The sequence below is a fragment of the Viridibacterium curvum genome, assembly GCF_039544165.1.
Classification (GTDB): Bacteria; Pseudomonadota; Gammaproteobacteria; order Burkholderiales; family Rhodocyclaceae; genus Viridibacterium; species Viridibacterium curvum.
Genome location: NZ_BAABLD010000007.1, coordinates 71,207 through 95,486, shown reverse-complemented (window position 1 = coordinate 95,486; position 24,280 = coordinate 71,207). Strand labels below are relative to the sequence as shown.

17 protein-coding genes and 1 riboswitch are annotated in these 24,280 nt (G+C 62.4%); of the genes, 8 read left to right on the top strand and 9 right to left on the bottom strand.

The features are described from left to right. Nucleotides 1-42: 42 nt before the first annotated feature. The 3 genes from ABEA02_RS06785 to ABEA02_RS06775 form a co-directional block, all read right to left on the bottom strand. Nucleotides 43-2,793, bottom strand: coding sequence for a PAS domain-containing hybrid sensor histidine kinase/response regulator (locus ABEA02_RS06785; RefSeq protein WP_345532122.1), 2,751 nt, complete (start codon nt 2,791-2,793; stop codon nt 43-45). Then, nucleotides 2,790-3,587, bottom strand: a complete 798-nt coding sequence (locus ABEA02_RS06780) for a substrate-binding periplasmic protein (RefSeq protein WP_345532121.1) — start codon at nt 3,585-3,587, stop codon at nt 2,790-2,792. The genes ABEA02_RS06785 and ABEA02_RS06780 overlap by 4 nt, the downstream gene beginning before the upstream one ends. A gap of 228 nt (nt 3,588-3,815) precedes the next feature. After that, on the bottom strand, nt 3,816-4,118 hold the full coding sequence (locus ABEA02_RS06775; protein ID WP_345532120.1) for a high-potential iron-sulfur protein: 303 nt from the start codon (nt 4,116-4,118) through the stop codon (nt 3,816-3,818). Between the two features lie 179 nt (nt 4,119-4,297). Here ABEA02_RS06775 and ABEA02_RS06770 point away from each other — a divergent pair, with 179 nt between their 5' ends. Further along, on the top strand, nt 4,298-6,214 hold the full coding sequence (locus ABEA02_RS06770; RefSeq protein WP_345532119.1) for a ribonuclease catalytic domain-containing protein: 1,917 nt from the start codon (nt 4,298-4,300) through the stop codon (nt 6,212-6,214). A gap of 10 nt (nt 6,215-6,224) precedes the next feature. Next, entirely contained in the window at nt 6,225-7,175 is a 951-nt protein-coding gene (locus ABEA02_RS06765) for an energy transducer TonB (RefSeq protein WP_345532118.1), read from the top strand. An 83-nt stretch (nt 7,176-7,258) separates the two neighbouring features. On the opposite strand, the gene ABEA02_RS06760 is transcribed toward ABEA02_RS06765, so the two are convergent. Continuing rightward, nucleotides 7,259-10,030, bottom strand: a complete 2,772-nt coding sequence (locus tag ABEA02_RS06760) for an EAL domain-containing protein (protein WP_345532117.1) — start codon at nt 10,028-10,030, stop codon at nt 7,259-7,261. 284 nt (nt 10,031-10,314) lie between these two features. Further along, complete coding sequence (gene ilvD / locus ABEA02_RS06755) at nt 10,315-12,174, bottom strand: dihydroxy-acid dehydratase (RefSeq protein WP_345532116.1); 1,860 nt, start codon at nt 12,172-12,174, stop codon at nt 10,315-10,317. A gap of 96 nt (nt 12,175-12,270) precedes the next feature. Here ilvD and lgt point away from each other — a divergent pair, with 96 nt between their 5' ends. Continuing rightward, on the top strand, nt 12,271-13,155 hold the full coding sequence (gene lgt, locus ABEA02_RS06750) for a prolipoprotein diacylglyceryl transferase (protein WP_345532115.1): 885 nt from the start codon (nt 12,271-12,273) through the stop codon (nt 13,153-13,155). 43 nt (nt 13,156-13,198) lie between these two features. Further along, nucleotides 13,199-13,344, top strand: a riboswitch (yybP-ykoY riboswitch). Nucleotides 13,345-13,394: 50 nt separating this feature from the next. Beyond that, nucleotides 13,395-13,955, top strand: a complete 561-nt coding sequence (locus ABEA02_RS06745) for a TMEM165/GDT1 family protein (RefSeq protein ID WP_345532114.1) — start codon at nt 13,395-13,397, stop codon at nt 13,953-13,955. A gap of 15 nt (nt 13,956-13,970) precedes the next feature. Here the strand turns inward: ABEA02_RS06745 and cimA are convergent, their stop codons facing one another. Continuing rightward, on the bottom strand, nt 13,971-15,569 hold the full coding sequence (cimA, locus tag ABEA02_RS06740) for a citramalate synthase (RefSeq protein ID WP_345532113.1): 1,599 nt from the start codon (nt 15,567-15,569) through the stop codon (nt 13,971-13,973). 378 nt (nt 15,570-15,947) lie between these two features. Between cimA and ABEA02_RS06735 the strand changes: the two genes are divergently transcribed. Further along, nucleotides 15,948-17,693, top strand: a complete 1,746-nt coding sequence (locus tag ABEA02_RS06735) for a DEAD/DEAH box helicase (protein ID WP_345532112.1) — start codon at nt 15,948-15,950, stop codon at nt 17,691-17,693. 67 nt (nt 17,694-17,760) lie between these two features. Here ABEA02_RS06735 and ABEA02_RS06730 read toward each other — a convergent pair whose 3' ends face one another. Both ABEA02_RS06730 and ABEA02_RS06725 read right to left on the bottom strand, forming a co-directional pair. Beyond that, on the bottom strand, nt 17,761-18,477 hold the full coding sequence (locus ABEA02_RS06730; protein ID WP_345532111.1) for a pectate lyase: 717 nt from the start codon (nt 18,475-18,477) through the stop codon (nt 17,761-17,763). Between the two features lie 411 nt (nt 18,478-18,888). Continuing rightward, nucleotides 18,889-19,914, bottom strand: coding sequence for a pectate lyase (locus ABEA02_RS06725; protein ID WP_345532110.1), 1,026 nt, complete (start codon nt 19,912-19,914; stop codon nt 18,889-18,891). Between the two features lie 471 nt (nt 19,915-20,385). Between ABEA02_RS06725 and ybeY the strand changes: the two genes are divergently transcribed. The 3 genes from ybeY (at nt 20,386) to dctP (ending at nt 23,012) form a co-directional block, all read left to right on the top strand. Further along, nucleotides 20,386-20,844 (top strand): rRNA maturation RNase YbeY, encoded by a 459-nt coding sequence (gene ybeY / locus ABEA02_RS06720; protein ID WP_345532109.1) that lies wholly within the window; start codon nt 20,386-20,388, stop codon nt 20,842-20,844. A gap of 60 nt (nt 20,845-20,904) precedes the next feature. Beyond that, nucleotides 20,905-21,732, top strand: a complete 828-nt coding sequence (locus ABEA02_RS06715) for a CorC family transporter (protein ID WP_345532108.1) — start codon at nt 20,905-20,907, stop codon at nt 21,730-21,732. Between the two features lie 293 nt (nt 21,733-22,025). Continuing rightward, entirely contained in the window at nt 22,026-23,012 is a 987-nt protein-coding gene (gene dctP / locus ABEA02_RS06710; RefSeq protein ID WP_345532107.1) for a TRAP transporter substrate-binding protein DctP, read from the top strand. A 3-nt stretch (nt 23,013-23,015) separates the two neighbouring features. Here the strand turns inward: dctP and ABEA02_RS06705 are convergent, their stop codons facing one another. After that, a complete protein-coding gene (locus tag ABEA02_RS06705; protein ID WP_345532106.1) occupies nt 23,016-24,188 on the bottom strand; it encodes a glycosyltransferase family 4 protein in 1,173 nt (390 codons plus the stop codon). Nucleotides 24,189-24,280 lie beyond the last annotated feature (92 nt).

Here is a 24,280-nt window from a genome sequence, read left to right as displayed (position 1 = left end):
ACGTGGGTCGCAATCGATCACTGCAAAAGGAACAGTCCGGGCTCAGCCCGAGCGCGCAAGCACTTCACTGCCGATGCTGAAACCGGCCTCAACCTGACGCGTCAGTTCGGCAATGCTCTCGGGCAGCACCGTGAGGATGGGAGCGGCCTCCTGCAGATTGGACGCCTTGCCCAGCATCTCCAGCTGGTGCAGTTGCTCACCCAGTTTCAGGGCTCCGATCCAGCGTGCTGAAGACTTGATGCGGTGACCTGCCGCCGCCAGCGCAGCCGCATCACCTTCAACCATTGCGTTCTGCAGTTCTGGCAATCCCTGCAGTGCCGTCTCGATAAAGCGGCGTGCGAAGTGCTGCATTTTCTCTGGCTTGCCGCGCGCCAGCTTTTCAAGGGTCGGCACATCAAGCACAGGCAGATCTTCTGCTGCAGGCTGCTCCGGCATGACCGGCGCGGAATCGGCCGTCGTCGCGGCGGCAGTCACGACCGGCTGCAATTCATGCCGCACACGACGCAAGGCACCATACAGCGTCGGGGCCTGCACCGGCTTGGTAATGAAGTCATCCATACCGACAGCAAGGCAACGCTCGCGGTCTTCAGCAAAGGCATTGGCTGTCATGGCAATGACCTTGAGTCCCTGCAACTTGCTGTCGGCGCGGATGCGGCGTGTCGCTTCCAGACCATCCATGCCTGGCATCTGCACATCCATCAGCACGCAATCGAAACGTTCGCGATCAAGGAAGTCCAGCGCCTCCTGCCCACCATTCGCTACACGCACCGTGCAGCCGACATCGGCGAGCATTTCGCAAGCTACCTGTTGATTGAAGGCATTGTCTTCGGTCAGCAGGATGTGCATGCCCTGTAGCGCCGTCAGATCGGTGCCTGCCGACTCGGTCTGCACCTGTTCCAGCGCCAGGGCATTTCCGCGCGTGAGCGACAGCACGGCCCAGAAGGTGCTGCCCACACCGACCGTGCTCTCCACACCGATTTCGCCCCCCATCAGCTCAACCAGGCGGTGAGAGATGGCCAGCCCCAGGCCCGTGCCGCCGAAGCGCCGCGTGGTCGAGGCATCACCCTGCTCGAACTGGCGGAACAGGCGCGCGCGCTGCTCGTCGTTCATGCCGATGCCCGTGTCCTCGACCTCGAAACGCACGCGGAAGCTGCACTCGTCGGCACTGATCAGACGCGCCCGCAAGGTCACCTTGCCTTGCTCGGTGAACTTGATCGCATTGCCCGCGAAGTTAACGAGGATCTGGCTGAGACGCAGCACATCGCCGCGCATTGGTGCGCCAAGCGCGGGATCGAACTCGGTGACCCAGTTGAGTCCTTTTTCGCCCGCCTTGCCGCCCAACAGGGCGCTGACGTTGTCGAAGACGGACTGCAGCTCGAAATCCGTCGGGTCGAGCTCCAGCTTGCCGGCTTCAATCTTGGACATATCGAGGATGTCGTTGATCAGCCCCAGCAGATGCTGGCCCGAGATCTGGATCTTCTCTATGTAGTCACGCTGCTGCGGATCGAGCCTGGTGCGCAAGGCGAGATAAGCCATGCCCAGCACGCTGTTCATGGGCGTGCGGATTTCGTGACTCATATTGGCAAGGAAGTCACCCTTGGCGCGGCTCGCGGCCTCGGCTTGCTCCTTGGCGCGTGCCAACTCGGCGGTACGCTCGACAACCAGCTTTTCGAGGTGCTGCCGATAGTCGTCGAGCTCGCGCTGCACGCGCACGCGTTCCGAGATGTCGGCAAAAATCCAGATCTGAACCCGCGTCTGACCATCGACGCTGACCGCCAGACTCCCCGTCATCGCACCCCAAAACGCTGAACCATTCTTGCGCCGGAACTGCTGCTCGGTCGAATAGGACTGGCCGCGCGCAAAGACTTCGTCGATACGTGCCTCGGTGCTCTCGTAAGCGGAGTCACTGTGAGCAAAGATGCGCGTGGTCTGCCCCACCAGCTCGCTCGATGCGTAGCCGAATATCTCCTCGACACGGCGGTTGCAAGACGTGATGCGCCCATCCTTCGTCGTCAGAATGCCCACCAGTGCGTTGTCGAGCACGGCGTTCTTTTCTGCCAGCAACGACATCACTGCACCTTCGGCCTCGCGGCGACGCTCGATGGCCTTCTTGAAGCTGCGCAGGGCGACGGACATGCGGCCGATCTCGTCACGTCGGCGCAGGCCGGACAGCTGGATATCCGTCTCATCGTTGGCCAGCTTGCCCAGCGAGCGGATGATGTCGTTGAGGGGCAGAGCGGCCTGTCGCAGCATCACGTACGTCGCCGCAAGAATGGCGAGTGCCAGCAGGCCATCTGCCAGCAGGTTGCTGGAGAGGCGGTTACGCAACTCCTTCTCGACGCTGGCTTTCGAGAACACCATTTCGAGCCGGCCGACACGCGTGTTCTTGCGCGTACTGCTGGAGTAGCTGATGTCTTGCGCCACGCGCAGATAGTGGCTGTCGGTCACGGTCGGCTCGTTGCCGTGGCTGGCCACCACCTTGCCTTCCTGGTCCAGCACGCGCAAGGAGATGATGTCCGGATCCTGCTTGAGCGCCACCACCGCGCTGGTCACAGCCACCACGTTGAAATCGAACAACGGCACAGCGAGTGTTTCGGCCATGGTCTTGGCGAGACCTTCGGCACGATGCAGCAGCTCCGCCTCGCGGTTGCTGCGCTCCAGTGAATGGGTGTACGCGGTATAGGCTGCGGTAGCGAGCGCCACCGAGATGATGACGCCTACGAAGATGCGCGCCAGCAAGTGGTGGCTGACAAAGCGGACGAGGCGCAGCGGCAGCTCGATCAAGGTTTTCATCGCACTCCCTCGGCAAACACGACGCGCTCTCGCGCCTGGTACGCCGCCGACTCACGCACCTTCTCTATGTTGTCCCAGATGCGCCGCGCCAGATTCTCGTTGCGAGCGAGCAGACCATGCGACAGCATCAGGAAGTAAGGCTTCTCGACGAGGGGTTCGCGCAGCATTTCCAGTTGTCCTGCCAGCTCCGCACTACGCGCGAAAACAGCTTGCGCCTCGCCCACCAGCAAGGCTGCCGCGTCAACGCGCCCCACCAGAAGCTTGCGCAGCAGGTCTTCTGCCGTCTGAGCACCTTCGTCGACTTCGATCTGCATGCTCTTGAGCTGATCGACGATGGAATAACCCAGTTGAGCCCCGACCGCCCCCCGGAGATTGGAGAACCGCCTGCCGTCCCACGCCACCGGGCTACCCAGGCGACGCACCAGCACATAACGGTCGGTATGCAGCCGTTTGGCCGCATCTGGCTTGCCACCCAGCATGGGATAAGCACCCGCTTCCATGCGGTCCGGTTTGAAACTGCCGGCAAAGGCACCATCAACCTGGTTGCTTTTCAACAAGATCAGACAGCGCTTCCAGGGCACGATTTCGTACTCGAAGTTCACTCCTGAGGCTTTTGCAGCCTGGGCCAGCAACTCGTAGTTCAAGCCCTTGCCAGAACTCGTGGACCAGGGGTGGATGTCAGCAGGCTCGTGACAGATGCGCAGGGTGACCAGCTCGGCCGCCCGGGCGCCCGCGCTGACCAGCAAGCCAACGACGCACAGGAGCCGTAGCAAACCCATTCCTGCCCCCTTCATGTCAGCCTTGCCTCCTCTCGTGTTGACCGCTGCGGTGCCCCTGTCCGCCATGTGCCATGTCGGCCTCGCAACACCCCGGCAAGGCCGCAAAGCGAGCCATGCGGTGAACCCTCTTTATCGGCCCCCGCATTGGTTGCCTTGAATCTGGCGACAATCCGGGCCTGAATCTGGTCTGGATCTGACCCGAATCCAGCCCGGCATCCCGCCAGACTCAGGCCCGATAACCGCTCAAGCTTTTTTCGCCCAGGCCGCGCACCAGCCCTTGGCTGCCACCTCGCGGCCGCCAAAGGCCGCACAGGGGCCGCTGGCAGCACCAGCCTTGCCGGAATACAGGCCGCAGCCGGCGCAGACATTCCCGGCCTTCCAGCTCGGGAAGCTCTTCGCATCTACCTTGGTGGCATCCGCCTTGTAACCCAGGGCGGCAGCAGCCGGATCGGACTCGGGGACCGGTGCAGCGCTGGCGCCGCGACAGGCCAGCAGGCCCAGGCCGGCTACGGGAACGAGCGAAATGAAACGACGACGATTCAACATGGCGAACTCCTTGGCTGGGTGAATGAACCGGGTGCCCATGCGCTGGCAGCGCCCAGGCTGTCGGGGAAGACTATACGCCGCCACAAGGCCGGAGCGCCGCGAGGGCCTATAATCCGGCCTCGCATTCGTGGCTCCCGGGCCTGAGACCGAAAGCGCGTTGAAACCTGGATGAAATCTTCATGAATGTGCTGTTTGACGAGGATGGGTCTTTCAAGACCGGCAGCATCCTCACCGACAACGATAGCTCCCTGCAGGTAGAGACTCCGACCGGCAAGCGCGTCAAGCTCAAAGCCGCCAATGTGCTGCTGCGCTACACCGCGCCCTCGGCCAGCGAGTTGCTCGCCCGCGCCACAACGGAAAGTGCGGGTCTGGACGTGGCCTTCCTGTGGGAAATGTGCGGCGACAATGAATTCGGCTTCGTCGACTTCGCGGCCGAGTACTACGGCCACGCGCCCAACGCCGTCGAATCGACAGCCCTGCTGCTGTGCCTGCAGTCCTCGCCGATCCACTTCCATCGCAAGGGTCGCGGCCGTTTCCGCAAGGCACCACCCGAGATCCTGCAGGCCGCGCTGGCGGCTGCCGAGAAGAAGCGCCTGCAGCAGGAAGCCATCGCACGCATGAAGGACGAGCTGCTGGCCGGCAAGCTGCCCGCCGAGTTCGCCCCGATGTTGCAGCAACTGCTCTACCGGCCGGACCGCAACAAGCTCGAAACCAAGGCCCTCGAAGCCGCCTGCGAAGAGTCTGGCCTTTCGGTGCCGCGCCTCATGCTCAAGGCGGGCGTGCTGCCCAGCTCGCACGACTACCTGCTGGGCCGCTTCCTGTTCGAATACTTCCCGGGCGGCGCAGCGTTCCCTGCCCTGCCTGCGCCGGCTACGGTTGAAGACCTTCCACTGGCACAGGTCGAGGCCTTCTCGATTGACGACGCCACCACCACCGAAATCGACGACGCGCTGTCGGTGACGCCGCGCGACGGCGGCTGGACCATCGGCATCCACATTGCGGCGCCCGGCCTCGGCATCACGCCGGGCTCGCCGCACGACGAGCTGGCGCGCAAGCGCCTGTCCACGGTCTACATGCCGGGCAACAAGATCACCATGCTGCCCGACGAGCTGGTGCAGGTCTTCACGCTGGGCGCCGGCTCGGCGCGGCCTGCCGTGTCGCTCTATGTCGAGGTGAATGCCGACTACTCACTGGGCGCCATGCGTTCCTGCATCGAGCGCGTCCCCGTCACGGCCAACCTGCGCCACCACGATCTCGAACCGGTCTTCAACGAAGACACACTGGCGAACGGCGGACCCGACTTCCCGTTCAAACGCGAACTCACCACGCTGTGGGAATTCGCCGTCGTGCTCGAAGCCGGTCGCGGCAAGCCCTCGGCCAACCAGAACATGCTGGACTTCAACTACTACGTCGACTGGGCCGTGCAGACCCCGGACGGCCCCGGCGAAGTCCGCATCGAACAGCGCCGCCGTGGCTCGCCGCTCGACAAGCTGGTCGCCGAGCTGATGATTCTGGCCAACAGCAGCTGGGGCAAACTGCTGCACGAAGCCGGCATCCCCGCCATCTACCGGGCGCAAACCGGTGGCCGCGTGCGTATGACCACGGCCGCCGCGCCGCATGACGGCCTGGGCGTCGATTGCTACGCCTGGAGCACCAGCCCGCTGCGGCGCTACGTCGACCTCTGCAACCAGTGGCAACTGCTCTCACACCTGCGTGGCGAAGCGGCAGTCTTCCCTCCGGGTTCGGCCGCACTGGCCGCCGCGATGAACGACTTCGACCTCACTTACAACGCCTACGCCGAATTCCAGCGTGGCATGGAGCGCTACTGGTGCCTGCGCTGGCTGCGTCAGCAGCCCGGCAAGGAGACCACTGCCCGCGTCGTACGTGAAAACATCGTGCGCCTCGAAACCGTGCCCTACACCTTCAAGGTGCACTCGTTGCCGACCCTGAACCATGGCGACCGCGTGCAGCTGTCGCTGGAACAGTTCGACCTCATCGATGTCGAACTGCGCGCCAAGTACCTCGCCACCTTGCCGCCTCTCGACGACACTGCCGAACCGGCAGACGGCGAAGACGACACCGGGGCAGCCACGTAAAATCGCGCCCATGGCCCAGAAACGCCCGGCACTCACCCACGGCATCCCGAAAATCCGCAAGCCCAGCGGCCTGCACGCGCTGCTGCAGCAACACCCGGTAACGCTGGCTTTCGGAGTGAGCATTTCGGTTGTCGCCCACCTGTTGTTGCTGCTGACGCAGTTCGTGCATGACAGCGGCGGTGTTCGCAAGCAGCGCGACCTGCTGCCCATTGTGCTGGTGAACGCCAAGCACAGCCAGGCTCCCAGCAAGGCCCAGGCCATCGCCCAGACCAACCTCTCCGGCGGCGGCAACGTCGACAAGGCCGACATGCCGGGCTCGCCCCTGCGCCCCGAAGACCGCGACCAGAGCGGCGACTCGCTGCAGGAAGAACGGCGCCGCGTCGAAGCCCTCGAAGCGCGCGCGCGTGCCCTGCTGTCGCAGGTCAATGGCCAGACCGCCATCGAACAGGCAATCGGCCAGCGCCGCGACGCCCAGCCCACCGGCGAGACACCACAACGTGGCGAAGCCGACGAAGATCGCCGCAAAGCCATGTCGCGGCAGGAAGCACTGGTACAGCGCCAGCTGCAGGAATACGCCCAGCGCCCACGCAAGAACTTCATCAGCCCCAGCACGCGCGAGTCGCCATCCACGCTCTACTGGGTCGACTGGCGCCGCGCCGTCGAAGCACTGGGCACGCAGAAATTCCCGCGCGACGCGAATGGCAAGCCGCTCTATGGCAACGTGCTGCTGGCTATCGAGATCGACCGCAATGGCCGCCTCATCGACGTTCGTGTCGAACGTTCGTCGGGTAACAAACGCCTCGACGAAGCGGCCATGAACATCGTGCGCCTCGGCTCACCCTACAAGCCCCTGCCACCAAAAGTCACCAAGGACTATGACGTACTGGTGGTGGTGGACCGCTTCAACTTCCAGGACGTACTCGGCGGCGCAACGCTTGACATCACGGGCCGCACACCCTGAGCGGGGTGCCGCGTTACGGATCACACACGCGGCCGCCACCGCCGCGAACACCGTACCTCGCCCGACCGTTCAGGCTCGACTGATCAGTCGTTGGCTGCGCAAAACGCGGTGAGCAAGCGCAACACCGCCTCATCGGCCGGCACAGGCCGGCTCAGCACAAAGCCTTGCGCCAGCTCACAGCCCGCATCACGCAGGGCGTCCAGCGTGGCGACATCTTCGACACCCTCTGCCACGACCTGCAGGCCCAGGCTGTGTGCCAGGCCAATGGTTGAGCGCACGATGATCGCATCATGATCATCGGCGAGCATGTCGCTGACGAAGGAACGATCAATCTTCAGCGCACGCAGCGGCAGACGCTTGAGATAGGCCAGTGAGGAATAGCCCGTGCCGAAATCGTCGATCGAGAAACTCATGCCCAGCTCGACCAGCCGCTCGACCACAGACATGGCCCGATTAGGGTCGTTCATCAGCGCGGTCTCTGTGATCTCCAGCTCCAGCATGTGTGGTGGCACGGCGAACTCTTCGAGCAGCGCCGCCATCGAGTCCGGGAAGGTCACGTCGAGCAGGTTGCGTGTCGACAGGTTGATCGACACCGGCAGGCAGATGCCCCGATACTGCCAGTCGCGCATGCAGGTCAGAGCGCGACGCGCTACCCACAGTGTGAGGGGCCGGATCAGATCGGTCGTCTCAGCGAACTGGATGAAATCCCCGGGAGGAATCTGACCCAGCTGAGGATGCTGCCAGCGCACCAGTGCTTCACAGCCGGCCCAGGCTCCGGTCTTGAGATCCAGCTTGGGCTGGAAGTGCAGGGTCAGCTGATCGGCCGCAATCGCCGAGCCCAGCTCGGTCATGATGGCGAGTCGCTTGGGGCTGTGACGGTCGAGATCTGCGTCATAGACGCAGAGGTTGCCGACCGCACTCTTGGCGGAGTACATCGCCACGTCGGCACAACGCAACAAGGCGTTGCTGGTGTCGCCATGGTGCGGGTAGAACGAGATACCGATGCTACCGGCCAGATCAATGGCGATGCCTTGTACCTCGAAGGGCTCGCGCAAGGCTGTGCACAGCGATTCAGCGAGCGCACGCGCCTGCTCCTGCGTCTCGGCAGCGCGCATCAGGATTGCGAACTCATCACCGCCAAGACGTGCGATCAGTGCGTCATGCGCACGCAGCATGTCGCGCAATCGTTCGCCAACGAGCTTGATGATCTGGTCGCCCGCCTGGTGGCCGAGCGCGTCGTTGATTTCCTTGAAACCGTTGAGGTCCAGCAGCATCAAGGCCACCATCTGAGCACGCTCGCTGGCGGCACGGATCGCGCGGGCGGTTTCGCGATGCAAGTGGGTACGGTTAGGCAACAGGGTCAGGGAATCGTGCAGGGTCTGGTGTTCCAGCACCTGCATGTGGCGTGCATTGGCCATGGCCAGCGAGACGGTCTGGCCTATGGTGCCCAGCGTTTCCATCTCGACGTCACCAAAGCCGACATGCTGCTCGTGGAACAGCAGACCGATGCTGCCCAATGCCTCGTTGTGCAGCGTGAGCGGCACAACGATCAGAGACTGGAAGTTGCAGGCCAGCAGGCCGACCTTGCCCTCCGGGGAGATGCGGGCGTCATGCTCAATGTCGCCACTGACGAGGATGCGCCGCTCTTCGAGCGCACGCCCGGCCAGGCTGCCCCGCACGGGAATGCCTTCAAGGTCTTCCGTCGCCAGACTGGCACTGTCCTCGCCGTCCACGGCAACGCGCATGAACCGCTCCTTGTCGGGCATCAGTCGCAGAAAGGTGATACAGGGCACGTCTTGCAGCAGGCGCAGAACGCGCACCGTTTCTGCCGCGATGAGGTTGATGTCGGTCATGCCATGCAGATGGCTGGCAAGACGATTCACTACCTGCAAGGCACCATTGCGCCGCGCCAGCAAGGTTGCGGCCTGCTGCTTGTGGCGCTCGGCATTGCGGCGCTCGGTGACGTCGCGAATGATGGCCAATATGATCTGCTCGCTGCCCGTATGGATGGCAGACGCACTGATCTCGGCCTCCCACAGCTCGCCATCCGGTCGCCGGAACACCCATTCGAAATATGCCGGCTCACCCGCCAGCACTCGCTGCATCACGCCGTCGAGGCGCTCTTCGGAAAGACTGCCGTCCGGCTGGATGCCTGGAGACAGTTCGGCCAGGCTTGCGCCGTGCAGATGACCTTGTGTAGTGGAGAACAAGGACAGACCGCGCGGATTGCAATCGACGATGCCGCCGTCACGCAAGGTCAGGATGGCATCGCCCGCTGCGTTGAACAGTGTGCGATAACGGCGCTCACTGTCCTTGAGGCTGTGAAAGACCAGCAGTTGCGACGCGAGGTCAGCGGCCGAAGTGGCGAAGAACTGTTCCTCACGACTCCACAGGCGAGCGCTGCCGACCTGCTCGATGCACAGCACGCCCGAGACTGTGCCACCGTTGTGCAGGCTGCAGTCGAGCATGGCGCGAATGCCATTCGGTACGAGGTAGCTGTTTGCCAGTTCGGCGGTACGGTAGTCGTTACGTGCGTCAGCCGCATCGACGAGCCGACCGCTCAGCAGGTTGCGGAAGTAGGAGGGATATTCTTGCTCGCACAGCACGCCAGCTTCGGTGATGCTGCCCGAGCGCGAATCGAAACCGCAGAACGCGTGCAGGGACTTGCTGTCGTCGCTGAGTCGCCAGATCGAGGCGCGTGTCACATGCAGCGTGCGCGCAACACATTCGGTGAGCTGGACGAGTGCCGCCTGCAGATCGCTCTGCCACAGCATCTCGTCACGCATGAGCCGCAGGAAGGTGGCTTGCAGGCCGACACTACCGTTTTCCGGATTTTCCTGTGATTGAAGACTCATCTCTTGTTCTGAACAGTAAATCGCCTGCGGGCCACCACGCACAGCCCGTCACGCGTCCGGATGGACGTCGTGCTTCGTCCACTTACGGCCTCTGAACGCCGTTTCCACAGGGTACCGCCGGCTGCTTGGCTCGCCCGCCCAGAAACCCGCGCAGGCGCTGGCGAAGCACCGCAGCAAGACGCGCCACCAGATGCAAAAAGGGCGCTTTCGCGCCCTTTTTGTGACCGGGCCCGTGTGACCTTGATCACACACGCCACGCGATGCCCACGCAACACCTGCCGGGCTTACTGCACCTGCCTCACATCGCGCACGGCACCGGTGTCAGCACTGGTGGTCAGTGCTGCGTAGGCCTGCAGCGCGGCTGACACATAGCGCTCGCGATTGACCGGCTTCCAGGCCCTGGCGCCGCGCGCATCCATGGCCGTGCGACGCGCAGCCAGTTCGGCAGCGGGGATGGCCAGATTGATGCTCCGGTTCGGGATGTCGATCTCGATGGTGTCACCATTCTCGATCAAGCCGATAGCGCCGCCCATGGCCGCTTCGGGAGAAGCGTGGCCGATGGACAAGCCCGAGGTGCCGCCGGAGAAGCGACCATCGGTGAGCAGCGCACAGGCTTTACCGAGACCCTGCGATTTGAGGTACGAGGTCGGGTACAGCATCTCCTGCATGCCAGGGCCGCCCTTGGGGCCTTCGTAGCGGATGATCACGACGTGACCGGCTTCGACCTTGCCGTCGAGGATGCCGGCAACGGCGTCCTCCTGGCTCTCGAACACGATGGCCTTGCCGGTGAACTTCCAGATCGACTCATCGACGCCGGCGGTCTTCACGATGCAACCCTTCTCGGCGATGTTGCCGAACAGCACGGCGAGGCCACCATCCTTCGAGTAGGCATTCTGTACATCGCGGATACAGCCCTTGGTGCGGTCGCGATCGAGCTCGTTGTAGCGGCGATCCTGGCTGAAAGCGACCTGCGTCGGCACACCACCGGGCGACGCGCGGTAGAACTCGAAGACCCGCATATCGTGCGCGTGCATCACGTCCCAAGTGTGCAGGGCTTCGCCCAGCGTCTTGGTGTGCACGGTGTGGCAATCGCGGTGGATCAGCCCGGCACGATCCAGTTCAGCGAGGATGCCCATGATGCCGCCAGCGCGGTGGACGTCTTCGATGTGGTACTTGTCCGTCATCGGTGCAACCTTGCACAGGCAGGGCACCTTGCGCGAGATGCGGTCAATGTCGGCCATCTTGAAGTCGACACCGGCTTCCTGCGCAGCCGCCAGCAAGTGCAACACCGTGTTGGTTGAACCGCCCATGGACACATCGAGCGCCATGGCGTTTTCGAAGGCCTTGAAGGTGGCGATGTTGCGCGGCAGGACGGACTCATCTTCCTGCTCGTAGTAGCGCTTGCACAGCTCGACAACGAGACGGCCTGCGCGCAGGAAGAGCTGCTTGCGGTCGGCGTGCGTCGCGACGATGGTGCCGTTACCCGGCAGCGAGAGACCCAGCGCTTCGGTGAGACAGTTCATCGAGTTGGCGGTGAACATGCCCGAGCAGGAACCGCAGGTCGGGCAGGCCGAACGTTCGATCTCGGCGACGTCCGCATCGCTGACCGACTTGTCCGCCGCCTTGACCATGGCATCGACAAGGTCGAGCTTGATGACCGTCTCGGCACCCGGCGTCTTGGCGATGACCTTGCCGGCCTCCATCGGGCCGCCCGACACGAAGACAACGGGAATGTTGATGCGCAGGGCCGCCATCAGCATGCCCGGGGTGATCTTGTCGCAGTTGCTGATGCACACCATGGCATCAGCGCAGTGCGCGTTGACCATGTACTCGACGCTGTCGGCGATCAGCTCGCGCGAGGGCAGCGAATAGAGCATGCCGCCGTGACCCATGGCGATGCCGTCATCGACCGCGATGGTGTTGAACTCCTTGGCGACGCCGCCGGCGGCCTCGATCTCGCGGGCGACCATCTGGCCCAGATCCTTGAGGTGCACGTGGCCCGGCACGAATTGCGTGAAGCTATTGACCACCGCAATGATGGGTTTGCCGAAGTCGCCATCCTTCATGCCCGTAGCGCGCCACAGCGCGCGGGCGCCGGCCATGTTGCGACCGTGGGTGGAGGTACGGGAGCGGTAATGCGGCATGGTGTTCTCCTCTTGCGTCGCGGATGATGGTCACGTGGCGCAACCATGTGTGTGGTTAAATCAGCCCTCTATTTTAGCCCAAGGCAGCGGCCCGCCATGCTCGTCCACCCGCAGTTCGACCCGATTGCCGTCTCCCTCGGCCCGATCCACGTGCGCTGGTATGGCCTGATGTACCTCGTCGCCTTCCTGCTCTTCGTCTGGCTCGGCAAGTACCGCGCACGCACCCAGCCCACACTGGGGTGGCAGCCGCGCGAGCTGGACGACCTGCTGTTCTATGGTGCGCTGGGCGTGGTACTGGGCGGACGTCTGGGCTACGTGCTCTTCTACAAGCTGGGTTACTACGTCGAAAATCCGCTGGAAATCTTCATGATCTGGCAGGGCGGCATGAGCTTCCACGGCGGCTTCCTTGGCGTGATGGTGGCGCTGTGGCTGTATGGCCGCCGCACCAAGCGCCACTTCATCTCGGTGCTCGATTTCGTCGCCCCATTGGTCCCCACCGGTCTCGCTGCCGGCCGCATCGGCAATTTCATCAACGGCGAACTGTGGGGCCGTGTCACCGACCCCAGCGCCTGGTGGGCGATGGTGTTCCCGCAGGCCCATGCCGAAGACCTGTTGATGATGGAGCAGAACCCGGCCCTCAAGGAATCCATGGTGACGTACCTGGGCCCCGACAGCCTGATCGTCAGCGGCCTGGCGCGCCATCCATCGCAGCTCTACCAGATCGCCCTCGAAGGCCTCGCACTGTTCGTCATCCTGTGGCTGTTCACGCGCAAGCCACGTCCCATGGGTTGTGCCGCCGCAGTCTTCCTGATGGGTTACGGCATCTTCCGATTCATTGCTGAATTCGGCCGCGAACCCGACAGTTTCCTCGGCCTGCTTGCGGGAGGCTTGTCGATGGGACAATGGCTGAGCCTGCCGATGGTCCTGGCTGGCGTCATCATGTGGGTGTGGGCGCAGCGCCGGGCTGCCGGCAAGAACTGATACAGAGATTCACGCCTCGCTTGCCAGGTTCGCAGGTATGATTCGCCTCGTCATCGGGGAGTAGCCGCTTCCGCACGGAAGCCCTGTATCAACAGACTTGGAACGACGCAAAGTCGGGCCATGGTGCAGGGAACCTCACCGCAAGGTGGGCGCCTGGCGAGACCTTTGACTGCACGGCACCGACGGGTCGGCTGGCTGTTGCAGTCATTGGTTCGTTCACAGCCGGCCCCGGAGTTCTCATGGAATCCTTCTTCGTCTCGACCGGTCTTGTTGCGCTCGCCGAAATGGGCGACAAGACGCAGCTGCTGTCCCTCGTCCTCGCGGCGCGCTTCCGCAAGCCCTGGCCCATCGTCGCCGGCATCCTTGTCGCCACCCTGCTCAACCACGCTGCGGCTGCAGCCGTCGGCGCCTTTGTTAATGACTGGATTGGCCCGCAAGCCATGCGCTGGGTCCTCGCTGCCTCGTTCCTCGCGATGGCCGTATGGATCATGATTCCGGACAAGCTCGACGAGGACGAAACCCCCGCCACCAGCCGGTTCGGGGTGTTCGCAGCTACGGCGCTGGCCTTCTTCCTCGCGGAAATGGGAGACAAGACGCAGATCGCGACTGTCGCCCTCGCCGCGCGCTACGACGCGCTGGCAAGTGTCGTGGCCGGCACCACGCTGGGCATGATGCTGGCAAACGCCCCAGTGGTCTTTCTGGGTGACAAGCTCACACGCAAGCTGCCGATCCGCACCATCCATGCAGTGTGCGCAGCCATCTTCGTACTGCTGGGGATTGCCTGCGTGCTGGTGCCTTGAGACAGGCCGGGAGACTCAGGCGCTGACGCGTTCCTGATCGCGCACCAGTTTGTACTCTATCGAGTCAACGAGTGCGCGCCAGCTGGCGTCGATGATGTCGGTTGAAACGCCGATGGTGGTCCATTGCGCATCACCATCGGTGGTCTCGATGAGCACGCGCACCTTGGCGGCCGAGGCCTTGTCCGAGTCGAGCACGCGCACCTTGTAGTCGGTGAGCTTCATCTCGCGGATGGCCGGGTAGAAGCGCTCCAACGCCTTGCGCGCGGCGTTGTCGAGCGCGTTGATCGGGCCATCACCCTCTGCCGCGGTGATCTCTTCTTCACCACCGACCGCAACCTTGATCAATGCGTTCGAGTTGATGCCATTGACGGCCGGCTCATTGACCATGACCTTGAATTCGCGCAGCGTGAAGAAGGGTTTGTGCATGCCCAACAGCTTGCGTACGACGAGCTCGAACGAGCTCTCGGCACTTTCGAACTGGTAACCCTCGTGCTCCAGCTCCTTGAGCTTGTCGACGATCATCTGCGTTGTCGGCGAGTCCTTGGTCAGCGTCGGATCGAGCTTGTTGATGCGCGCCAGCAAGGTTGCGCGGCCAGCCACTTCACTCATGAGAATGCGGCGCGTGTTGCCGACGATCTCGGGGTTGATGTGCTCGTACGAGATCGGGTTCTTGTTGACCGCATCGATGTGCATGCCGCCCTTGTGCGCGAAGGCATCGTTGCCCACGTAGGCAGCCTTCTCGTTGTGCGGCATGTTTGCGACTTCGCTGACGAAACGCGCCGCATTGGTGAGATGTACGAGACTGCCTTCCGGCAAGCAGCGCTGACCCAGCTTGAGCTCGATGTTGGGGATGATCGCGCAGAGGTTGGCATTGCCGCAGCGCTCACCAATGCCGTTGATGGTGCCCTGCACCTGCGTCGCACCGGCCTGCACGGCCGCCACCGAATTGGCCACAGCCATCTCGCAATCGTTGTGGCAGTGGATGCCGATGGCCACGCCGGGGAAGCGTTCGACAACCAGCGCCGTGACAGCGCGGATCACATCGGGGAAAGTACCGCCATTGGTGTCGCACAGGCACAGGCAATCGGCGCCGGCCTTCGCCGCCGCTTCAAGCGCTTGCAGCGCATAGTCGGCATTGGACTTGTAGCCATCGAAGAAGTGCTCGGCATCAAACACCACTTCCTTGCCCTGTGCCTTGAGGTAGGCAATGGTGTCGCCGATCATGGCGAGGTTCTCGGCCAGCGTGGTGCGCAGGATGTCGGTGACCTGGTAGTCCCAGCTCTTGCCGAAGATGGCAACTGCATCGGTATTGGCTGACAGCAGTGAGCGCAGGTTGTTGTCCTCTTCAGGGCGGATGCCGATCTTGCGCGTCGCGCCGAAGGCAATGAGCTTGCTGTGCGTGAGCTTGAGTTCGCCGACACGACGGAAGAACTCCAGATCCTTGGGGTTGGAGCCGGGATTGCCCGCTTCGATGTAAGCCACGCCCAGCGCATCCAGCCGCTCGACGATCTTGATCTTGTCTTCGACCGAGTACGAAATGCCCTGCGCCTGCGCACCATCGCGCAAGGTGGAATCGTAGACATGGATCTGGGCGTAACCCGGGGCCGAACTCATTGCATTGCTCCCGCATGCCGCTTCCGCGGCCGGACGTATAGAAAAGCCGACTACTTTGACAGAAATCCGGGCGGGAATCGAGCCTCCGAACGCTTCTAGCGCCATGAAAAGCCTCGGGTTTCACACTCCATGACACGAATTGCCTTGCGTTTCGGGCCGGTTCGGGCACACTGCGTCCCGGTGGCCATGTTTTACCAGTCTCCTCGCCACTATCTGAAGTTCTTCCAGCTCACCCACCGGGCAAGTCCCGAGCGTGAGTCTGCCCCCGGCAAACGGGCGCAAGAACTCCAACCCAATCAGGCAACCCTGCTTCGTCAGCCCCGACTGGTGCCACCCTTTGTGGCAGGTCGACGCGGCCTCTCTCCCCACTGGAGTCTCATGTCTTTTGCTTCACTCGGGCTCAATGAGTCCATCGTCCGCGCCGTTTCCGAGCGCGGCTACACCACGCCCACGCCCATCCAGGCCCAAGCCATTCCTGCCGTTCTCTCTGGCGGCGACCTGCTCGCCGGCGCCCAGACCGGCACCGGCAAGACCGCCGGTTTCACCCTGCCCATCCTGCAGCGCTTGTCGACCAACGCACCCAAGCGCGAAGGCGCGATCCGCGCCCTTGTGCTGACACCAACACGCGAGCTCGCCGCCCAGGTCGAAGAAAGCGTGCGCAACTATGGCCAGCATCTCGACATCAAGTCGATGGTGATGTTCGGCGGCGTCAGCATCAATCCGCAGATTGCCCAGCTCAAGCGTCGCGTCGACATCCTCGTCGCCACGCCGGGCCGCCTGCTTGACCACGTGCAGCAGAAGACCGTCGATCTCTCGAACATCGAGATCCTCGTCCTCGACGAAGCCGACCGCATGCTGGACATGGGCTTCATCCACGACATCAAGAAGGTCCTCGCCCTGCTGCCCAGGCAGCGCCAGAACCTGCTCTTCTCGGCGACCTTCTCGGACGAAATCAAGGCACTTGCCGACCGCCTGCTCAACAACCCCGCGCTGATCGAAGTCGCACGCCGCAACCAGACCACAGAGCTGGTCGAGCAGAAGGTCATGCTGGTCGAGCAGAAGGCCAAGCGCCACGTGCTCGCACATCTCATCAAGACGCACAACTGGTTCCAGGTGCTGGTGTTCACGCGCACCAAGCACGGTGCAAACAGGCTTGCCGAGCAATTGACCAAGGGCGGCATCAGCGCACTGGCAATTCACGGCAACAAGAGCCAGAACGCCCGCACCCGGGCGCTCAGCGAGTTCAAGGCGGGCACGCTGCAGGTGCTGGTCGCAACCGACATCGCTGCGCGCGGCCTCGACATCTCGGAACTGCCCCACGTGGTGAACTTCGAGCTGCCCAACGTGCCCGAGGACTACGTGCACCGCATTGGCCGCACCGGTCGTGCCGGCGCTACGGGCGAAGCGCTGTCGCTGGTCGACCGCGAAGAGGCGAAGTACCTCGCCGACATCGAGAAGCTCATCAAGAAGTCGATCACACGCGAAGCACTACCCGCCGACTTCGTACTGCCGGCCCCTAGCGCCGATGACTCGACGGCCCGCGAACCGCGCCCTGCCCGCACGCCGCGCGCACAGCGCCAGAGCGCGCCGGAACGCCGCCCCCAGACCGCACGACAAGGCGCCGACAAGGCAGAACCGGGACAACAGCGTCGCCGCCAGCGTACGGATGGAAACCCGGCTGCCGCACGCGCCGAGCAACAGTCGCCACGCCGCGAAGGGAGCGAGAGTAATGCCAACGCTGGAAACACCCGGCGCAGCGAAGGTCAGGACAGCAATCGCCGCAATGAAGCCCGCAGGGATGAGGGTCGAGGCAATGCGCCGCGCGGTGACGGGACACAACGCCGCAACCGCAACGGCGGCCAGGGCAACGGCAATCGGAACAACCACGCCCCCTCAGGCAACGGCCCGCGCCAGCACGCGCATGGCAATAACAATCCAGCACAGGGTCGCGGCCGCAATGGCCCCAATTCACCGCGCTATCCGCGTGACGAGAACGGCGACGTGAATGGCAACGTAATCCTGCCCGAGCCGCCCGAGGTCGATGGCAACCGCGCCCCCAAGGGTTCAGGCGGCCTGCGCGGCGTGTTCAACCGCGGCATCCAGGCGTTGCGCAAGCTCGGATAAGGCGGCGCACACCACAAGAAAAAGCCCTGCAGGCTCACACCGGCAGGGCTTTTTTACGTAATGGAGATCAGAAGGAGGTCACGTCGCTGGTCTTGACCTTGCAGTAGCTGTCGTTCCACTTTTCCCCGATTTCAGTGGGCTCCGCACCGGTGTTGTTGCCCTTGTACTCGATACACACCTTGGGACTACCCGACTTGTAGCCCTTGATCTTCAGGTTGGTGATCGTCGCCGTATCACCGTAGTTGCTGTTGATGCCGGCAATCCCCACCTTGACCGTGCCATTGATGGTCACGTTGTTCATGATCACTTTGCGCGCACCGGACGAAGTGTTCGACGAACAGTTGCCGCAGGAGCGATAGAGTTTGCCGATAGTGCCCGAGGTCGAGAAGCCGCTGATGTTGATCGTCGAGCCCAGACCGTTGTGCTGGAAGACTTTATCGTCAGCGCTTGCTGCCGAACCACCACTCACCGTCATGGTTTTGCCAGAACCGCCCTTCATCGTCGCCGCATCTTCACAGACATCGGGCCAGCTCACATTCGACAGAGTGCAAGAGCCAGCGCAGTGCACGCCGTCCGCAGCCGCGCCAGACTTGATCACCACGTTCTTCAGCGTCGCGCCATCCTTAAGGTAGAAAACGGGCGCCTGGCTTTCCGATTGACCGTCACAGGAAGTACCAACCGTCTTGCCGCCCATGTCGACAGTTCCCGAGATCGTCGACGTTGCCTGCGCATTGAGCACAGTGGCGGAGAGGAAAAGGCCAAACAGAACTTTGTTGATCGTCATTGCAAGTCTCCTTGTTGTACTGCCCCAGTGTCAGCCGTCCGTGACGGCGTATTGAATTCTGGAATTCCTTCGGACACCGACTTGCTCTCGTTTGCCGCTGCTTTGATGCAGTCTGTGGCTTGACTTTAAATCCCGCGAAATCGTCATTCAACAAATCAATTGATGAATTTGTTGGGTTTATCACGGAAGCGTGTTCTCGGTAACAAGCCTTCATGGCAGGCGCCGGCTGCGAAGTCTGGCGCCATGCGGAGCAACGGGGAGTCCGGCCCGGAACGACGGCACCTGCGCCAGGATCTGGCACGCGGGAGAAAATCACACGCTGGCAAGGCTGGGCAATTCAGGACGAGGGACAATAAAAAAAACGGGCGCCGAAGCGCCCGTTTCAGTTCTGACTACTGCTTGAAGCAGGGATCAGTAGGCGGTCACGTCAGCCGTGGTGACCTTGCAGTTTGCGTCGTTCCACTTTTCGCCGATCGAGGAGGACGAACCGTCACCCTTCACGACGCCCTTGTAGGTCACACAAACCTTCGGGCTGCCCGACTTGTAACCCTTGATCTGGATGTTCTTCAGGGTTGCCACATCACCGTAGTTGCTGTTGATGCCGACCACAGCGCCGCCGGAGACCTTCTCCATCTTTGCGCCATTGACATTGATGTAACGCGGTCCGCCGTTGCCCGTGCAATCACCGCAAGAACGCGCCAGCTTGCCGATGGAGCCCGTCGAGGTGAAGTTGTTGATGTTGATCGTGCCCTTGATGGCGTTGTGCTGGAAAACCTTGTCGTCAGCGCTTGAAGCGTTGGAGCTGTTGATGGTCAGCGAGCCACCGGTAGCTTCAGCACGCAAGGTTGCCGCATCTTCGCAGACATCGGGCCACGAGACGTTGGTCAGGGTGCAGGAACCGGCGATACAGTGGATACCGTCAGCCGCTGCGCCAGCCTTGATCACGACGTTCTTCAAGTGAGCGCCGTTCTTCAGCGTGAACACCGGAGCCTGGCTCTCGCTACCGCCCGAGCAGGAAGTGCCGATGGTCGCGCCGCCGCAGTCAACCGTCACACCGTCATACGTAGCACCGGCCTTGCATGAACCGCTCGGGGTCGGCGTGGGAGTGGGTGTCGGAGTGGGTGTGGGCGTCGGGGTGGGGGTCGGCGTAGGTGTCGGGGTGGGGGTCGGGCTGGTCGAACCAGCGTACGAACACCATGCGGAAGAGGTGAAGCTGTTCGAGGGGTAGGCCGAGCTCGTGCAGGCGAAGCTGCCTGTCTTGGTGGCGTAAACGAACTCACCCGACTTGCCCAAGGCGGTCGAACGGGTGCCGCTCATGGAACAGGTGGCGCCAGTGTTCTGGACGCACTTCGTGTAGCCGGAGGGGTAGTCGGTTGCTGCGTGGGCACCACCGAAGAGCGATGCGGTAGCCAGAGCGATCAGCGATTTGCGAAACATTGTGAGTCTCCTGTGTTTGTGTCGATCGGATTCTGCGACCCGTCGATTCATGTAAGAAATCTTCCTACAACTTCACTAGCCACCTTCTGACGCTACCCGATGGCTTGAGCGGAATGTGGCCGAATCAAAAACAAAGATCAAGAGGCCTTATCGGCCCATAAATTTTGCATTGCGGCGGCATTCATCAAAAGCAACACATCAATCAACAAAATCAGCAACTGCGGTTTTTCCGGCAACCAGAGCAACTCCCTCAAAAACCTTCAAAACCTGTTGATTTTAATCGGTTTATTTATTTTACAGACAGGCAGAACACCCATAAACACAGGGTTCCCAAGATGGCGCGACGCAATATCAAAAGTTGACCACTTGTGTGGCTTTCCTCACGAAATTTGCGCAGTCAGGGGCTGAAGGTTTGACGCTGACGCCTCAGCTGCGCCACCATCCGGCCCTCTTTTCAAGCCGTATTCCGCCATGCCCGCCTCCACCGCCCTTGCGCCTGCCTGTCTTGACCTGCAAGTCCAGCGTGCGTTGAAGGCCAGCGGCCTGCCCAACCGCAAGCAGTTGCATAACTGGATCCGCGCACTAGGGTCTGGCGCGGGTGCCATCACCATCCGTTTCGTCGATGAGGCAGAAGGGCGCGAGCTCAACGAGGCATGGCGTGGCAAGGCCTACCCCACCAACGTGCTGTCGTTTCCCTATGAGACAGAGCCCGTGCTGATGGGTGACCTGGTTCTGTGCTGGCCCGTGGTGCTGCGTGAGGCCGCAGAACAAGGCAAAACGGTCGAAGCGCATTGCGCACACCTGGTTATCCATGGCGTTCTGCACCTGTGCGGGCACGACCACGAGCTTGGCGAGGCGGAAGCCGCCGAAATGGAAGCCATTGAACAAGATGCGATGGCAAAACTCGGCTATCCTGACCCTTACGCGTGAGGTGTCAGGTGTGGGGGTACTGCCCGACCCCCAGCCCTCACCCCTTATGCATCACCCAACATGGACCCCTCCAGTAGTCGCCCGACCTTTCTTGAACGTCTTTCAGCCCTGCTCACCCGTGAGCCGGAAGATCGCGAGGAGTTGATCGAGCTCCTCCACGCGGCGTACGAACGTAACCTGTTCGACGCCGACGCCCTCTCCATCATTGAAGGTGCGATCACCGTCGCCGACATCCAGGTGCGCGACGTCATGGTGCCGCGCGCCCAGATGGACGTCATTCACTGCAACAGCAGCATCGACGACCTCATCGCCTTCTCGCTGGAAACCGCCCACTCGCGCTTCCCCGTCGTCGGTGAAGGCAAGGATGACGTGATGGGCATCCTGTTGGCCAAGGATCTGCTGCGCGCCCGGGCCGACAGCTTCGACCTGCGCGACATGCTGCGCCCGGCCGTTTTCATCCCCGAATCAAAGCGTCTCAACGTGCTGCTGCGCGAGTTCCGCGTCAGCCGCAACCATATGGCGATCGTCGTGGACGAGTACGGCGGTGTCGCCGGCCTCGTCACCATTGAAGACGTGCTGGAGCAGATCGTTGGCGACATCGAGGACGAGTACGACTTCGACGAAGACGCCGACAACATCCTGCCCGACCAGAGCGGCCGTCATCGCGTGAAGGCGACAACTGCGGTCACGGATTTCAACGAAGCCTTCGGTACGAGCTATGACACCGAGCATGCCGACACCGTCGGCGGTCTCGTCATCCACCACCTGGGACGCCTGCCCAAACGCGGCGAAGTGATCCTCATGGACGGGCTGCGCTTCCAGGTGCTGCGCGCCGACTCACGCCGTGTACACACCTTGCTGGTGGATCGTCAGCCTCCGGCGAAGTGACGGCGTCATGAACGGGCGGTAATCGATCACGCTCTCTTGAACCGTTCGATCGAACGCAACAACCGTTCGTCTGGCGCGTTTTTGCACGGGGAGCGCCATCTTCAGGGCACGGCCAAGCGCAACACAAGGCCGGGTCAGCGTTCCCGTCACGACACAGTTTCTTGCAATTGTCGTCATTCGCAATTTTGATGATTTTATTGCGAAGATTGATCGGGTTTACCCTAGGTCGATGACAGCATTACATCCTTTCCGACGGCAAACAGCCGTGCGGACCAGAACGGAAAGGATCGAACATGTTTCGCAAACTACTGCTCGCCGCCCTGCTGACCGGGGCCCCCTTCGCCTCCCTCAGCACCCACGCCGCGGACCTCAAGACCTGGGTACTCGAAGGCGAGGACTACCCCAAGCACCAGGGGATGCGCTATTTCCTGGATCAACTCAAGATCCGCAGCAACGGACGCTACGGTGGCACGGTGCAGTGGAAGGAAACGCTGGGCGACCAGAAGAAGGTGCTCCCGCAGTTCCAGAAAGGTGAAGTGGACGTAGCCGTGTTGAGCAACACGCCGCTCTACCAGGCTGTGCCCGAGATGGAAGTCTTGTCCCTGCCCTTCATCTTCAAGAACACCGACCACATGCTGCGCACGCTGGATGGTGAAATCGGTCAAGGCCTCGAGAAATCGCTCGCCGCCAAGGGCTACATCGTTCTGGCCTGGTACGACGGTGGCGCGCGCAGCTTCTTCTCGCGCACCAAGCCACTGCGTTTCGCGTCCGATCTCAACACCATGAAGATTCGCGTTGCCAACAAACCCGAGCTCAAGCGCATGGCCAGTGCTCTCGGCGCCGAACCCATCGACATGGCGTATGACAAGGTGAAGACAGCACTGGAAACGGGCAGCATCGACGGTGCCGAGAATGACCTGCTGTCGTACCAGCTCTCCGAGCAGTACAAGTTCGCCAAGTACTACGTTGTGAGCAACCACAGCGTGCTGCCTGAAGCCATGGTGGTATCCACCCAGCTGTGGCAGAAGCTCTCGCCCGCTGACCGCGAACTGTTCAGGAACACCGCCCGCGAATCGGCGATCGAAGTGCGCAACGCCTGGGTAAAGAAGACGGCCCTGGTGCGCAAGAAACTCGAAAAGGAAGGCGTGAAGTTCTACGACATGGCCGACAACTCGGGCTTCGTCTCCCGCCTGCGCAGCGTCTACACGCCGGTGCTGAGCAATCCCAAGTCGGGTGAGCTGATGCTCAAGGTCATGACCGTCGGCCAGACCAACAGCTGATTGTCAGGACTCCGCCGAAAGCAGTTGGCCATACAAAGCCAGCTGCTTTTCCGCCATCACGGCCAGCGACAGATGGCTCACCGATTCGCGTGCCTGGGCGCGGATTTCCTCACCACGGTTTGAACAGGCGATGTCGAGCAGGCGCTTCAGGCCAGCTGCCACAGCAGGGGCGTCGAGCGCATCCGTCACCTCGCCACACTCCAGCGCGCGCACCAGCTCGGCCGTGCCACAACTCATCGAGGTCAGCGTTGGCAAGCCAGAGGCCAGCGCCTCCATCGCTGCGTTGGGCATCGGGTCATACAACGTCGGCAGCGCGAACACATCGGCCGCGCCGAGGTAGCGCACCACATCCTGCTGCGGCCCTTCGAAGCGAACACGCTCCCTCACGCCCAGCTTGTGCGCCAGCGCTTCAAACTTTTGCTGCGCCTTGTCCTTGCCCACCACCCACAGCTGCGCATCGGCCAGCTCAGGCCGCGCCAGCGCTTTCAGCAACACGCCGACACCCTTGCGCTCGTAACCGGAGCCGACGTAGAGGATCACACGCGTCGCGTCGCTCACACCCATCTGCTCACGCAAGGTCTGGCGGTGCCTTGCGCGCAGGCCAAGGTGAAACCGTTCAAGATCAACGCCGTTGTGCAGCACGTGCAGACGCGCAGCAAGTTTCGGGTAGCGCCGCGCCAGATCGTCACGCACCATGCCCGAGTTGCAGATCACCGCACGCAAACGCCTGTCGCGGAACATCGCGTCTTCTGCCGCCAGCGTGTAGTTGTGCCAGGGCGAGCGCGACTGCAGCCAGCGGCCGAAGCTGCTCAAGGTACGCGCACGCAAACTCAGCCAGGTGGCATGCACGCCATCGCCCGCACGGAAGATGTCGCAACCCGGAATGCGCTCGTGGCTCTGCACCAGATCGAATCGCTCGCTCGCCATCAGCTTCTGCACGCCACGTGCAAAGCTTCTGTCGCGCCACACGCGGCCGATGTGGAACGGGTCGCACTTGAGCAGGCGCCAGCCTGCCGCATTCTTCGCTGAGGTGTCACCGTCCCAGCGGCGCGCAATCAGCGTCACATTGATGGCATGTGATTCCAGCGCCGATAATGTGCGCTCGACGAATCGCTCGGCACCACCGAAAGGGTTGTAGCGGCTGCGGACGATGGCGAGACGGATGGGGTTAGCCACCAGCAAACTCCGTCATTCCCGCGAAGGCGGGAATCAAGCGACTTCCTGACGCCTCCAACGACACTGGATTCCCGCCTTCGCGGGAATGACGG